Source organism: Candidatus Eremiobacterota bacterium (assembly GCA_031082125.1).
In the GTDB taxonomy this organism is placed as follows: Bacteria; Vulcanimicrobiota; CADAWZ01; order CADAWZ01; family Ess09-12; genus Ess09-12.
Genome location: JAVHLM010000008.1, coordinates 110,419 through 124,804, shown reverse-complemented (window position 1 = coordinate 124,804; position 14,386 = coordinate 110,419). Strand labels below are relative to the sequence as shown.

The following is a 14,386-nucleotide window of genomic DNA, read 5'->3' as shown; positions in this document are numbered from 1 at the left end:
CCTTTAATCAGCTCCTCTTGTTGACGCTCACCCTATCCGGCCGCTCTCGGCTCAGGATCGGTGACCACGTTTCCGACCTTTCTCATCGAGATGTCATGCAATTGATGGAATCGCTGGAACCCGCGTCAGGAGACCCTTTTCATAGACCAGGAAAGGGGTGCCTTCCGAGAGGGAGCCGAAGGTGAAGGTGAGCTCGTAAGGCGCCCTGCCCTTCACGGTGAGGGTCCGCAGGCCGTGGAGGAGGTGGAGGTGGCAGGCCTCGCAGAGCACAATGAGGTTCCAGGGGTCATCGGTGCCGCCCTGTGAGCGCCTGATGATGTGGTGCACATGGAGATTACGGCGGCATCGGCAGCCGGGGGATTGGCAGTGGAACCGGTCGCGCTTCAGGATTTTATGGTGATGGGCCGCCTTTTTCAAGGTTCCCTCGGTGGTGAGATAGTCGGCTAGAAGGGCGGCAATGAATCTTTCTTCAGGGCCACCCAAGGCATCATCTGTGGCACCGGCGCCTTCCGCCTGAGCGATATGACTGAGAAAAGCCCGTGCCGCCACGTTCCAGACATGATCAAGCTCCCGGGGGAGAAAGAATTTTATCATCATGGAGCTCCCTGCCATCTGCGGGAGATTTCCTGCCGAGAGGATATCCACCAGGAAGGTCTCTTCGGGACTCTCACCCCGGGCGATGGTGCAGAGCTGCCGGGCTTTTTGCCCCGCACACAGGGTTGAGTTTTTCTCAATTTCCATGGAGGCCTCGGAGGCGCGCATTTCATCGACATCGCTGAAATACTTCCAGGGCGCATCAAAGCGCCTGTCGCGTCCTGCAACGAGCTCCTCGTCGTCTGACGCGAGAGGCCACGAAGAGCAAAGAGAGGGGCCTTGATACCAGGACCCTATCCTTATGCAGTCCTGCACCTCCGAAGGGAGCTCGTGAAACCTTTCGTCGGTGACGTAGCGGAAGCCGGGAAGGAGCGCATAATTGTGGGGGACCAGGCAGTCATATTCAAGGATCCGGGCGACACGCCCCGCCTCTTCCCTGAGGTCCGCCGTGGGCACGCTCGCGGCATAGGCAATCCACTGAGATTCATTCCTGGAGTCCACGAGGGGGAGGATGAGGCGTGCCTGCTCCCTGGTGATGACACCTTTCCTGAAGGCGTCTTCAGTGAGGGAGTGGCGCCGGAATCCCTGGGCGAGCCTGATGAGCTGGCGGGTCTGAGCCATCGAAAATCCGCAGCACTCCCCTGCGTAATCCTCGATGAACTCATAGCCGAGAAGGCGGTGGAGCTGCCGCTCATCCATCGCCCGAAGGAGCATCCCCGCCGCCACGTCGAGCCTCTGGCGGATGGTTGCGCCCCTCCGGAGGCGATTCGCAACCGCCCTGGCGGAGACCCCGGCGTATTCTCCGCCGGACCGGGCCTCTTCCAGCCACGACGGAAAATGGATGCTCCAGGGCAGCTCCCAGGGAGAGCCGAATGCCTGCCCCTCGCCGTCCTCCCCGATAACCTCATCGGGATCGCCGATGCGCCGGTTTCCCATCCGCCTTTTCATGAGGGGCACCCGTGAAAATATGGGGCGATTCCCCTCTCTATAGAGGGCCGGAAGCTCTGGAGCAGCTTTCCCCGAGGCCAGGAAATTCGCGAGAAGCGCCTCGACAAAGCCTGAGACAGGCCCGTCATAGTGCTCCCTGTCCTGGAAGAGTGAGAGGGCGAAGTCCCAGGTGAGGGCAAGGGAGGGCGGTACGCTAAAATATAGCATCGTGCCCTCAGGCTCAGCATCGTGTGCCTTATCGCTTTCCCCGGAAGCGGGAGCATCGGCATTTTCTCCCGCGAGAGCCCTTTTCACTTCCCTCTCAAGGCCGCACAGGGAGCGCTCCTCTGCAATGGCGAGCCACCAGGACTCATTCTCAGGCGTGATGACTCTCGAGAGATGCCTGAGGGCGCTCTTTGCGATCCTGCCCTCAAGATAGGCCTCCCGCGTGAGGGGGAGCGCCCTGAGAAGCTCGAAGTTGTGCATCAGCTCCGACGCGGTGCGCCCAGAAAATGAGAGATGCTCCGTGGCGAAAGTGCCCATGGAGCGGTATCCTAACTGATCAACCCCCTTTGTTTTCAGAGTGACGAGAAGGCCGCCGAGTACAAGATCCAGTGCGAGGCGGCCGTGGACTGCCTCGCAGATCAGAAAATCAATGCGCGCTGCCCGCTCATCCCTGTCGATGGAGCCGAAGGTGATATCCTCCGTGAGCTTTTCCGCCTCTGGGATAAGGCCTTCCCTGGTGATCTTGACCAGGTGCTCGGGCCTGCAGGGGGTCTCCGAGGGGAGCTCATAAGGCTCCGGGAGGAGGAGCATGTCCTCGTAATCCTTGGAAGGCAAGGAATCACCGAGGTGAAGAAGCTCTTCTTCATCTGGGAGAAACAGGGCGGCAACAGATTGGGTTACATGTGTATCCATGGTTATATCATAGCATATCAGTGAGAGAATATCAAACAGGTCACCTCTCTGAAACCTTATCACAGAGAGGATAAAAGGTCGTCAAAGGATGCCCTTCAGAGGGCCTGAAAGGGGCGAAGAGGTCAAAAATGACTCTGAAGGCCATAATGCGGCACTGAGCGAAGGATTGGGCCGGTTTCCCCGGGTTTCAGACCTGGCTGCCGCCGGGGGAATGTTTTTGCGGGAGAAAGATGTATTTTTTCTAAGCAGCAGTGTGGTTTCAGGTCACCTGCAAATTTCGAACGCTCTCGCCGGGAACGAAAAGAGGCAGATTTGAATCCTTTTATCAAAGCTCTGGGCTCAGGATGGCGCGTTTGATTGTCAGGCTGACTAATATAGCCTATTGGGACAAAAAAGTCAGTCTTAATCCGAAGGCAAATCTTTGTTGAGCTCTTCCTGGCAATGCAGGTGCTGACATAAACCGCCTTATAGCAATTGTACAGGTCATAGATGGCCGGGATGTGGAGAAATATAAGAAGAAGAGGCTTTTGTGGTAAAAGAGTGTGAACGGTCTTCATCTCTCCGAGATATGTTGACAAACTGCTCACTGTGCTTTAGAATAGTGCTATAAATATAAAATCAATTTTATATTAGTGGTAAAATGTTTGACCGATGGTACACAGGCCCTCTCAGGGAGAAGTTAAGAAGGCCTTATGTTCACCTGATTTTTGGTGCAAGGCAGACGGGGAAGTCCACCCTGCTGAACGCGCTGCTGCCGTCAGACACGGTAAAAATAGACTTTTCAGACCCCGGTGAACGGTCCCGGTATCTTTCTTATCCTGGCGAATTCATTGCTCTCTGCAAGGCGATTCCCGAAGGGAAAGAGACCCGGTATGTCTTTGTGGATGAAGCCCAGTCGGTTCCTTCCATTTTCGATGCAGTGCAGCATCTCTATGACAGCGATAAAAAAAGGTGGCGATTCGTTCTCTGCGGCAGTTCCGCGAGGAGGCTGCGGAAAATCGGAGCGAATCTCCTTCCCGGGAGAAGTTTTCTCCATCATCTGTACCCTTTAACCTCTGCAGAACACCCGGCTCCGCGGGGCCAGGATAATTGTCCGGAAACTCCGCTGCCCTTTTCATGGAATGAGGGGAATGGACCGGCTCACCCTTTTCCTTCCTGGGATTTGATTGATCGCCTGGCTTATGGCGCTCTTCCCGGTGTCGTCGCCGCCGATAAGGTGGACCGCCCTGAGCTGCTGCGTGCCTTTTCGCTTATTCACCTCGAAGAGGAAATCAGGCGGGAGGCATTCGTGAGGGACTGGGGAGCCTTTGTTCGCTTCCTGCGGCTCGCAGCGACAGAATCCGGAGGAGTTCTCAACTATGCGACGCTCTCCCTGGAGACAGGAGTTACACTGCCGACGGTAAAATCCTATTACCAGCTTCTGGAGGATATGTTCATCGGGTTCACCGTTCCAGCCTATACAAGAAGCCGGAGGAAGAACCTTCTCTCCACGCCGAGGTTTCTCTTCTTCGATACGGGAGTGAGAAATGCCGCGGCGGGGCTTATGCCTTCGTCTGAGCTTGTTTTGGCAAATCCAGGCCCTCTTTTTGAACAATGGGTCGGTATCGAGCTTTGGAAGCGACTGTGCTACCTGAGGGAGGGAACGCTCCACTACCAGCGCTCAAAAGACGGGATGGAAATCGACTATATCATCGAAAAGGAAGGCACTCTCACGCCTGTAGAAGCGAAATGGACCGAGCACCCCTCTCCAGCCGACGGGCGCCACCTGCTGAAATTCCTGTATGAAAACAAAGGCCGCGCCCGCCATGGATATGTCATATGCCGGGCGCCTCAGCCGATGAAGCTCAACGACCTGGTAACGGCCCTCCCCTGGTTCTGCCTCTAGATGAGCCTCCTCCCTTTGTTGCTCCCCCTGTGGCCTGGTGGAAGTATTTCCCCCGGGATGTCACTTTTTGGATTGAGGTGTTTTATATGCTCATGAAGGGATGAATTATTGCCCTTGTGCTGATCCTTGCCCACTTTATCAAAATCTTTGCCGTATCCATTCCCGCTTCCACGGGGGCATAAAACTTTTTTGCGGAGGTGCCTTATGAGAGGAGCTTTTCGTCTTTTTCTGATCTCTTCTGTGCTTATCGCTCTCTTCATTGTTGCAGGCACCGTTTCAATTTCTCATGCCAGGGGGGCATACTTTCCCAGCGGGAGCAGGCTCACCGACGATGCCGGCAATGTCTATTACTCAAACGGGAGCAGGGCGCGCACCTCATCAGGCACAGCTTATTACCGCAATGGGAGCAGGGCCGGCGGGCCCATCACCATAAGGGTGCCGCTTGGAACTGACTGCGGCGTGCTCCAGGTGAGGGTTTCAGGCAGGTCCGTGAGCGGAGTCCTTTACCTGGATCTTGGCTATGACCAGTTTCTCTGTATTGACGTGGAAGACGGCTCTTACTGGACTGAACAGGAGAGCATCTGTTCACTGTCGGGCCGGTAGGATATGGAGTTCGCGGGGGGGAACTATGTGGTCATGGAGCGAGTTTTCGTCTATGGAACTTTGATGAGGGGATTCGGAAATCACCGCCATTACAAGGAGAGCTTGGGGAGGTTCGTCGGGTATGGCTCCGTGAAGGGCGTGCTCTATCACTTTCCCCGGGAAGGGTACCCGGGTCTCCTGGAAGAGAGCGGCGATTCCCCGGTGAGAGGCGAAGTGTATGAGCTTGAGGGTGCTGACTCGCTCAGGGTGCTTGACCGGCTTGAAGGCTACGATGAAAAGGGATCATGCAATCTCTACGAGAGGGAAAAGAGGCCTGTAAGCCTTGACGGATCGGGCACTCTTGAGTGCTGGGTCTATTTTTTCAGTGACCGGGAATATGCCATGTCATGCGGAGAGCCTGTCGCCTCAGGTGACTGGAGGGCTTTTATCCAGGGGAGGAATCGTTGATGAAATACTATTTTGCTTATGGGAGCTGCCTGAACGGCCCATCTTTTGCAGAGACAATGAAGGAGGGCGGGGAAGAGGGCTCTTATATGAAGAAGGGCATTGCCCGGCTTGACAATTACCGGCTTGCCTTTTCAAAGTATGCAGCCTCAAGAGAAGGCGGTGTGCTCGATGTGGTCACTTCTCCGGGCGACTTTGTCCTTGGCGTGCTCTATGAAATCGATGATCTCGCCGAGAAAAAGCTCGACCTGAGGGAGGGAGCCCCTCGCTTTTACCGGCAGCAAGCGCTTGAAGTGATGTTCGGGGACTTCCCGGTAAAGTGCTTCACTTATGAAGTCGTCAACAAGCGGCGGGAGGAGGTCTGCCCTTCAGGTGAATAAGTGGGTATTGTGCTTGAAGGGATGGAGGAACATGGTTTTCCTGCCGGGTACATTGAAAAGTATCTCCTTCGGCACTGCCTGGAAAAATGGGGAAAGGACTTTCAGCGATAAAGTCCTTCGCCCGGCTTTTCACCGGCACTGTCAAAGAGCTGAAAATATTTTTTTGCTCCGCCCCGTCTCAGCCTCTCACGATCATCCTCACGCATGGGCCTTTTCTTTTCGCTGGAGGGGCTTTCAGGGTCCTGGACTGGAACCTCAGGTGCCTCCACGAGGGCCACCTCATCATAAGGGGCAGGGCGCCCCACCGCCTCACCATCATCTTCCCCCGCGGCAGGTGAGGCATTTGACGCCTGAGGCCGTGAGAATTCCCCTGGGCTCACGGTGCACCACAGGGCTCCGCACCGCAGACAAAACCCGGCGGGGAGGAGCGTCCACATTGAAGGTTTTTTATAAGCCCCGGGGAAAGGTGAAAGAGAAGTTCCTATTCTTCAAGAGGAGGCATTTCGATGAGTACTCCTGTCAAGGGCCTCGTGGGATGTTTTGTCGTGCTGATGCTGCTGGCGTTCGGTGTGCCGGCCCTGTTCCGCGCGCAATGGGGCAAAGGTGCCAAAGGTGTCAACAGAGATACAAAGACCGCTCCCGCAGGGTCCGTTGTGGAGCGCGATGCATGGGGGCGGAAAGTCCTCGGGGAGAACTATATCCAGTCAGCGGAGTGGATCCGGAAATCCACGGGCATCCGGGAGGATATTGGCAATGTGACCGCCACTGCGCCTGTCGGACAGCCGAATTACCTTCAGGATTTCTTTACGGATGGCCGCATGGGATATATGACCATAGAGGTAGTGGGAGAGAGAGGAACGGGAATCCTGCGGACTTCGGGGCAGGTGGCGGGTGGCAACGGAGGGCGCTTCACCATGGGGAGCTTTGAATGGTACGTGCTGAAGCCAGGCAATTCCGTGGAAAAGGTCCTCGCCATGATCCCTGATTATAAGCGCAGTTATCTGGGTCATCCGGACCTTGAACAATGTATCCAGCCAGGCTCCCATCTTGACGACGCCGGGAGCGACCTCCGGAAAGCCCCTCTCCCGGCCAGCACCCCGATGCCCGTCACCCCTGGCGCAAAAACTCAGGCAACAGTCAAGAAACTGATTCTCTGCAAGAACTTTGAATCACCGATAGAGGCCACGAAAACCTTTAAAACAACTGATACCTTTCATTGCCAGGTCCAGTTCAATAACGTAATATGGGGTGATTCCATCGCCCTCTGGTGGCTGGGGCCCGGCGGGTACTCAAGAGGCGAGAGCAGTAAAGTGCAAACCGATCAAAAGGACCCTGTCCTGCATTTTTTCCACATTCTCCCCAGCGGCACCCTGAAGCCCGGGCGCTACACCCTCAACGTGATAGTAAACGGCGCCGTCGTCAAGAAGACAGGTTTTGAAGTAAGCGATGCCCCTGCTCAAAAAGGCCCGGTAAAACCAGAAAAGGCTCCGGTGAAGGCTCCGTGAAACATTGGCTGCCGGTGCGATGAAGTATCCCTGGAATTCCTCTCGCCGGCAGGAAGTGACTGATACTGAGGCCCGCATTTCCTGCGCGTTTGTCAGGAGGTGAGAATGCCGGGCAGCGCTCTCAGGATCTCATCCATGGGGATAATCTCAACTGAGTCCTGATAAAAGCGCCGCGTTCCCCCGTAAACGAAATATCCTTTGGCCTGGGGGTATTCTTTCAGAAAGGATTTCAATCCGCTCAGCATGCGGTCCGTCACTTTCCCTGTCCTCTTCACTTCAAAGGCGAAAAACCCTCTGGTTCCGTAGAGCACAAAATCCACTTCCGCCTGGTTCGAGGTTCTCCAGTAAAAGAGAGAATAACCCAGGCTCAGAGCTGAATTCACTGCATTCAGCTCCTGAAAAAGGAGTGTTTCAAAAGCAATGCCTTCAGCTTCATGGGGCTGATCGAGGGGGCCCATGGGCCTTATGGTGCGATATACTCCCACATCAAAAAAATAGAATTTTGGATGGTGAGTGAGCCGTCTTTCTGCTCTCCTGGTGAACACAGGGACCCTGTAACCGATAAGGAGGTCCTCCAGAATGGTAAAGTAGTTTTCCGCTGCTTTGCGCTGGACAGAGCACTCCCGCGCCACAGAAGAAATGTTGAGAGGTGAGCCCTGGGAGAAGCTTGCGGCTTCCAGAAACCTTGAAAAGGGCCCCAGGCTTCTGGTTAATCCCTCCTGGAGAACCTCCTCTTTGAGATAGGTCTTCACATAGCTCTCAAGATATGCTTCAGGATCGGCCTCGGTACAGGCAGATGGCAGATGACCGTATCGCAGTGAATGATTCAAGTTAAAATCGGGTCCCAATTCCGAAACGGTCAGGGGATCCATGGAGAGACTCAGGGCCCGCCCTGCCAGCAGGTTTACCTTTGGCCCTTTTTGCTTTATTTTCCTCGCTGAAGAGCCGGTGAGAATGAATTTGTACTTGTGCTTTTCGATGAGCCGGTGCACTTCGTCCAGAAGCTCGGGTATTTTCTGCACTTCATCTATGATTATCCATCCTTCAAAGCCTGGGGGAATAAGATTCTCCAGTCTCTGAGGGTAGGCCAGGAGATCGTTGTAAAGCCCCGCCTCCAGCAGATCAAGATAGAGGGCGCCGGGGTAGGCTTCTTTCACCCATGTCGTCTTGCCCGTGCCGCGGGGTCCAAAGAGGAAAAAGCTCTTGTTCCGGGGTGCTTTAATTATTCTGGAATACATAACTCCATTTTACATATATTTTTGGAGTTGTCAAGGAAATAATGTGAGCCTGGTGCGAGTTTGAGCCGTGGTGGAGGGGAGCCGTAATCGCTGTTGAATATATTCTGGACTATTCATCCCCACGTGCATTATCATGGGCAGGGACCTGTTCTCATAATGCTGGTTCGCTAAAAGAGATGAGCTTCCGCGACGGAACAGGCCCATGCTTTCAGGAAGGCGGTATTATCTATGATATACCTGGACTATAATGCCACTACCCCTGTGGAGCAGGAGGTGAGGGATGCCATGCTGCCCTGGCTGGGGGACCAGTTCGGTAACCCCTCGAGCTCTCACATATTGGGAACAGCGGCAAAAAAAGCTGTCGAGCAGGCCCGGGAGCAGGTGGCGCAGCTTGTGGACTGCATGCCCTCCGAGATCGTCTTCACGAGCGGCGGCACCGAGTCAAACAATCATGCCATTCGAGGCCTCGTTTTTGCCGCGAGGAGCAGGGGCAACCACATCATTACGAGCGCCATAGAGCATCCCGCAGTGCTGGAAGTCTGTAAATACCTGGAAACTCAGGGATCCGAGATATCATACCTTCATGTCGATGCAAATGGCCTTGTCTGCCTGGCGAGCCTTAAAAGGCTCATCACCTCCCGCACCATTCTCGTAACGATCATGCATGCGAACAACGAAGTGGGAACTGTCGAGCCCCTCGAGGAAATCTCGGCGATTGCACGGGAGCGGGGTGTGACGGTGCATACCGATGCGGCCCAGTCAATCGGCAAAATCCCCGTTTCTGTGAAATCCCTGGGGGTAGATATGCTTTCCATGGCAGGCCACAAGCTCTATGCCCCCAAGGGAGTGGGCGCTCTCTATGTCAGGGAAGGCATTGAGCTTGAAAAACTCATGTTCGGCGCAGGCCATGAGAGGGGAAGGCGGGCAGGGACTGAGGCAGTCCCCTCCATTGTGGCCCTCGGGAAAGCATGTGAGATCGCTCTCAAAGCGAGAGAAGACAAAGAGCAGCATTTTAAGAAGATGAGAGACCTTCTTGAGGGAAAGCTTCAGGAATGCTTTAAAGGCATAGTCCTCAACGGCCATCGCGACAGGAGGCTCCCCAACACTCTCAATGTCTCAATCCCGGGAGTCGATGCATCATCTCTCGTGGCAAAAGTCGGCGCTCACCTGGCTCTCTCGGCAGGGGCCGCCTGCCATTCCGGAAGCACCGAGATTTCCTACGTGCTGAAAGCGATGGGAAAGACTGAAGCAGAAGGGCGCTCGGCCCTCCGCTTCTCGACAGGGCGCATGACCACCGAGTCTGATATCGCAGGGGCCGTCGAAATCATAAGAAGCGCGATAAAATAGTCATTCCGCCAGACAAACCGCTCGTTGGCGCCTCTGGAGGAGCATTTTTCCTTCCAGGGCACATGCAGGCCCTTTGTGACAAAATTGGATGACCCCATCTGCCGAAGAATTGGCTGTTTACATGTGCCAATTTTCAGGGTATAGTAATCTCAGCGGCTCGAGACAAGTGACAAGGAGAGAGTACCATGCTGATAAAAATTGACAGGTCAGGCGCACAGCCCCTTTTCAGGCAGATCATAGACGAAGTCAGATCCTACCTCGATCAGGATCTCATAGGGGCGGGAAATCCACTCCCTCCCACGCGGGAGCTTGCCGACTCCCTCGGAGTCAACCGCTCGACGGTCACGCAGGCCTATGAGGAGCTGCAGGCCCTGGGGTATCTGGAAAGCCGTCCCGGCTCCTATAATATCGTGAGGAAGCGGCGAAGAGAGGCAGGTTACCATCCCGGCAGGAAAAGCATCATCTGCTGGAAGGAAAGGACCTCTCACCCCGTGCAGGACCTCTGCGAGACTTTTTCAAGCCTCACCCCGGAGAGCCCTCCACATACTGAAGAGGGAGCTTCCATGGTGAACCTTGCAGCCCTTCTGCCCGATCCGCGTCTTTACCCGGTCTCTCAATTCCGCACCTCGCTCAATCATGTGCTCCAGAATTGCAGCGCGGCTTCCCTGCAGTACTCGCAGCACCGGGGATATGAGCCTCTGAGGGAGCATCTGGCGAAGCGCCTCCGGCTTCACGGGATCAGCGTGTCAGAGAGGGAGCTGCTCATCACAAACGGCGCACAGCAGGCCCTGGACATAGTGGCGCGTCTTCTTTCAGGTCCGGGGCAGAGGATTGTCGTGGAATCTCCCACCTATTCACTGGCGCTCCCCCTGTTCAAGATCAATGGCGCCACGGTAACCGGCGTTCCTATGAAAGAAGATGGCATGGACCTTGCCATGCTGGAGCAGGAACTGGCGCGGGGTCCTGTGAGCTTTGTCTATACCATCCCCAATTTCCATAACCCTACCGGCATCACCACGGGTCATCATCACCGCGAGCGTCTGCTGGGCATCTGCGCCCGCCACGGGGTTCCCCTTCTGGAAGATGGCTTCGAGGAGGACATGAAATATTTCGGGAAAGTCGCCCTCCCCATAAAATCAATGGATGATCAGAATGTCGTGTTGTACCTGGGGACCTTTTCCAAAACCCTCTTCCCCGGCCTGAGAATCGGCTGGATTACTGCAGATGCGGAGTTTATAGAGAGAGCGCTGATACTGAAGAGATACACCGACCTCTCAAGCGGGAACCTTATACAAAGGGCACTCCACCACTTCTGTGAAACGGGATGCTATGAAAGGCATCTCAAGAGGCTTCACCGCGTCTTCAGGAAGCGCATGCAGGTGGCGCTTCAGGCCATGGAGCGCCACCTGGCCCCGGATATCCAGTGGAGCCGCCCTCTTGGAGGATACCTCATCTGGGTAAAGCTCCCTTCGAAGCTGACTGTCGAAGAGCTCAACAGCGTGCTCCACCCCCATGGCGTCCATGCATGTCATGGCGGGAGCTTCTTCCCTGAGCAGGGGCCCTCGGAATTTGTGAGGCTTTCCATATCGCAGCTCAATGAGAAGGAGATAGAAGAGGGGATAAGGCGCTTCGGCGAAGCCCTCGAGAAGAGAGGTGTGAGATGAGTCATCTTCTGCGACCCAAGCAGGGCATTATCTATGGCCCTGTCCACTCGAGGCGCCTCGGGCTCTCGCTCGGGGTCAACCTGATGCCTCCAGGGGCAAAGACCTGCTCTTTTGACTGTGTTTATTGCCAGTATGGATGGACTGACCGCCATGTCCGTGGCCTTCAATCCGGCCCGGGATTTCCCACGGTGCCCATGGTGAGAGAAGCCCTTGGCGCAGCCCTCGAGGCCCTTCCAGTCCCTCCGGACTATATCACGTTCTCAGGGAACGGGGAAGCCACCCTTCATCCCGATTTCGGGGCCATTGCCGGTGAGGTCGCACACCTGAGGGACCGTTACGCCCCATCGGCGAAGACGACGATTCTTTCGAATTCCTCAATGGCCACCAGTATAAAGACCAGGGAAGCCCTGGCCGGCCTGGATGCTGCCATAATGAAGCTCGACTGCGGGGATCAGGCTTTCTTCCAGCGTTACAACCGCCCATGCGGGGAAATGACTCTCGGGGACATCGTCCTGAGCCTCTCGGAGCTTGCGGTTTCGATGCCCGTAATAATCCAGGCTCTCTTTGCATCAGGCGCCGATGGCAATTTCACCTCGGAGCATGTGCATTCGTGGATTGAGTGCCTGAAAGCGATAAAGTCCCGGTCGATTCAGCTCTATACCCTCGACCGGGGCCATCCTGCCCGGGATCTGAAGCCCCTGGAGAAGGAAGAGCTTGAGATGATAAGAGACCTGGCGGTGAGGGCAGGCCTCCCCGTTCAGGTCTATTGAAAACCCTTTGGCTCCAAGGCTCTCTTTGGTGGACAGGGGCTCCTAGACTCTCCGCCTGAGGGGGATGAAGGTGAGCTTCGACTTTCTTTCTCCCGCATCGCCTTCGCTCCCGTCATAATTCGTGAGCTCCTTTATCAGCTCGTTCCACTTGGTGTGCTTCGAAATGGAGAGCTCGTCATATTGGCTGAAGAGGGCCTCGTCAACACTGTCCTCCCGTCTCGGGGCGTAAATGGACATGCCATGGGATCTTTCGTAGTTCTCGTCATCATTGTGCTGCTCGAAGACCACAGAGGCTTCGATGGCTTTTTTGAGCTCAGCGACATCTTTCTTGATGTCGCGGTTCTTGATGTTCGGATTATTCTCAATGCAGTCCGCGAGATCCCAGAGATCGCGGAAGTCACTGTAAGGGCCAGGGCCGGGAGTGTAGTGATCATAGTGCTGCGTGTACCTGAGGGAATCCCTCACATCGTCGATATCGGCCTTCCCTGCGAGGATATCTTTCGCCAGATCATTGGCGGCGCTCATGACTTTGCCGATTGCTCCAAGATCGAGAGTCGAGAGGGTCATCGTCGCGCTCTCGTTGGCACCCTCCGCCTCTTCCATGATTATCTTCGCCATGTCCTTGGGATCCGTCTTGCCCTCGGCGATTGATTCATCTATTCTTGGGAGGATTGCACTGTAAGGGTAGCCGTCTCCGCCGATGACCTCCTCGGAGGCAATGAGGTACTTCCCCGAGTCCTTGAGCTCATTCGCCACCTCGGCCTGCCCCATGAAGCACGCGTCAAAGGCGATGATATCCGGCTTCTTACCGGTTTGCTCCTTCACTTTCTCAAGGGCCTCCCTGATGGCCGGCATCGACATCATGGCTCCCCTGTCTTCTTCGGCGCCCATGAATCCGGCGCCATGATCGCTGAATATCACGATATAGTGCTTTGCAGGGTAGTTCTTGATGCCCCAGGTCAGGAAATCGGCAAGTGTCTTGCCCGATGACATATCGACATGCCCGAGGTCATTGAGCACGGGAGAGTGTATTTTAGTAGAATCTCTATGATGCTCGACCTTGTAACGCCGCACGCCCCGCCATGCAGGCTCCGTATTCGCCTCCCTGCCTCCTGATTCCGAGATAACCTCGCTGTAGTCGCCCTGGGTAATCTTCGCCCCCTCCCTGCCCGGCGATTCAACGAAGAACACGTTGCCTCCCGCCGGCGCCTGTGCACCGGCACCCGAAAAGAGCCCTACCGACCCCTTCTCCCCCGAGCCCCTGATAAAATCCGCCGTGGCTTTGAGAAAATCGGAAGCGACATCGGTTTCTTTCTTCTGGCCGAGCTCATCGCCGAGCAGCTCGATAAGGGACGGCCCGGAAGAGCCGAGGGTGCTTATCGAGACCGGGGCTCCAGGGGAGCTGGATTTCTTGTCCTCAGCCTCTTCTGATTTCTCTTTTTCCTTCTCGTTTACGGCGACGCCTTTGAGGATCTCTGCCACAGTCCCGTTCAGCAGATCACCGACGGCCCTGCTCTGCCCCGCCGCCTCCTTGACCTTTCCGGAGACCAGCTCATCGAGCTTGTCATTGAGGCCGGGATTTTTCTGAAGGAGAATGCTGGAGATGCTCCGGCAGGTTTCAGGATCCTTGAAATGCTGGGAATACTCTGAGATAAGATCGGAATCCGGGAGCAGCTGCCGGAGGGATTCCTTGAACTCGGGGCTCTTGAAAGCCTGGCTCAGTGCCTCGGCCATGAACAGCACCGTGAGCGGTTTCGTCTGGAAGCGCGAGAGCTGGACGACAAGGTTATAGTTGTCGGAAGGGCACCCCTCCATCTCCTTGAGATCCTGCAGGATGTAGTCCTCCAGGTTGTTGCATCCGTCCATGTAGGCAAGAATGGTGTATTCTTTCTCACCGGACTTTTTTTCAGAGGGAGCGTGCTGCTCACGTTTCACCTTTTTCTCGCTTCGTGGCGAGGATTTTTCGAAGGTGTCCCCGGCTCTCTCTTCACCTGCGGCGGACCGGTCCCTGCTTTCGGCGGTTTTTCCGGGCGATGCCGGGAGATGCTGGAAAGCCGGTGTTCCTGAGCTCAATGGATTGAGTGAGTTGTCCATATGAGTGCCCCCTTACA

General features: G+C 55.6%; 13 protein-coding genes. 9 read left to right on the top strand and 4 right to left on the bottom strand.

The features are described 5' to 3' along the window. Positions 1-93: 93 nt before the first annotated feature. On the bottom strand, positions 94-2,439 hold the full coding sequence (locus tag RDV48_11190) for an HNH endonuclease signature motif containing protein (GenBank protein ID MDQ7823351.1): 2,346 nt from the start codon (positions 2,437-2,439) through the stop codon (positions 94-96). Positions 2,440-3,220: 781 nt separating this feature from the next. Next, positions 3,221-3,478 carry a hypothetical protein gene (locus tag RDV48_11185; protein MDQ7823350.1) on the bottom strand — a complete coding sequence of 86 codons (258 nt, stop codon included), beginning with the start codon at positions 3,476-3,478 and terminating at the stop codon, positions 3,221-3,223. A 123-nt stretch (positions 3,479-3,601) separates the two neighbouring features. Here RDV48_11185 and RDV48_11180 point away from each other — a divergent pair, with 123 nt between their 5' ends. The 6 genes from RDV48_11180 (at position 3,602) to RDV48_11155 (ending at position 7,256) form a co-directional block, all read left to right on the top strand. Further along, the gene (locus tag RDV48_11180; protein ID MDQ7823349.1) at positions 3,602-4,324 is read left to right on the top strand and encodes a DUF4143 domain-containing protein; all 723 of its coding nucleotides are present in this window, start codon (positions 3,602-3,604) and stop codon (positions 4,322-4,324) included. A 204-nt stretch (positions 4,325-4,528) separates the two neighbouring features. Next, on the top strand, positions 4,529-4,927 hold the full coding sequence (locus RDV48_11175) for a hypothetical protein (GenBank protein MDQ7823348.1): 399 nt from the start codon (positions 4,529-4,531) through the stop codon (positions 4,925-4,927). Between the two features lie 33 nt (positions 4,928-4,960). Continuing rightward, positions 4,961-5,374 (top strand): gamma-glutamylcyclotransferase family protein, encoded by a 414-nt coding sequence (locus RDV48_11170; GenBank protein MDQ7823347.1) that lies wholly within the window; start codon positions 4,961-4,963, stop codon positions 5,372-5,374. Next, on the top strand, positions 5,374-5,751 hold the full coding sequence (locus RDV48_11165; protein ID MDQ7823346.1) for a gamma-glutamylcyclotransferase family protein: 378 nt from the start codon (positions 5,374-5,376) through the stop codon (positions 5,749-5,751). The genes RDV48_11170 and RDV48_11165 overlap by 1 nt, the downstream gene beginning before the upstream one ends. Before the next feature lie 86 nt (positions 5,752-5,837). Further along, positions 5,838-6,089 carry a hypothetical protein gene (locus RDV48_11160; GenBank protein ID MDQ7823345.1) on the top strand — a complete coding sequence of 84 codons (252 nt, stop codon included), beginning with the start codon at positions 5,838-5,840 and terminating at the stop codon, positions 6,087-6,089. A 168-nt stretch (positions 6,090-6,257) separates the two neighbouring features. Then, positions 6,258-7,256, top strand: coding sequence for a hypothetical protein (locus tag RDV48_11155; GenBank protein MDQ7823344.1), 999 nt, complete (start codon positions 6,258-6,260; stop codon positions 7,254-7,256). 92 nt (positions 7,257-7,348) lie between these two features. Here RDV48_11155 and RDV48_11150 read toward each other — a convergent pair whose 3' ends face one another. Then, the gene (locus RDV48_11150) at positions 7,349-8,494 is read right to left on the bottom strand and encodes an AAA family ATPase (GenBank protein ID MDQ7823343.1); all 1,146 of its coding nucleotides are present in this window, start codon (positions 8,492-8,494) and stop codon (positions 7,349-7,351) included. 228 nt (positions 8,495-8,722) lie between these two features. On the opposite strand from RDV48_11150, the gene RDV48_11145 reads away from it, so the two are divergent. From RDV48_11145 to RDV48_11135, 3 genes are all read left to right on the top strand, one after another. Continuing rightward, positions 8,723-9,841 carry a cysteine desulfurase family protein gene (locus RDV48_11145; GenBank protein MDQ7823342.1) on the top strand — a complete coding sequence of 373 codons (1,119 nt, stop codon included), beginning with the start codon at positions 8,723-8,725 and terminating at the stop codon, positions 9,839-9,841. A gap of 185 nt (positions 9,842-10,026) precedes the next feature. Further along, the gene (locus RDV48_11140; GenBank protein ID MDQ7823341.1) at positions 10,027-11,505 is read left to right on the top strand and encodes a PLP-dependent aminotransferase family protein; all 1,479 of its coding nucleotides are present in this window, start codon (positions 10,027-10,029) and stop codon (positions 11,503-11,505) included. After that, the gene (locus tag RDV48_11135) at positions 11,502-12,275 is read left to right on the top strand and encodes a radical SAM protein (GenBank protein MDQ7823340.1); all 774 of its coding nucleotides are present in this window, start codon (positions 11,502-11,504) and stop codon (positions 12,273-12,275) included. The genes RDV48_11140 and RDV48_11135 overlap by 4 nt, the downstream gene beginning before the upstream one ends. A 42-nt stretch (positions 12,276-12,317) precedes the next feature. On the opposite strand, the gene RDV48_11130 is transcribed toward RDV48_11135, so the two are convergent. After that, positions 12,318-14,369, bottom strand: a complete 2,052-nt coding sequence (locus RDV48_11130; GenBank protein ID MDQ7823339.1) for a clostripain-related cysteine peptidase — start codon at positions 14,367-14,369, stop codon at positions 12,318-12,320. Between the last annotated feature and the right edge of the window lie 17 nt (positions 14,370-14,386).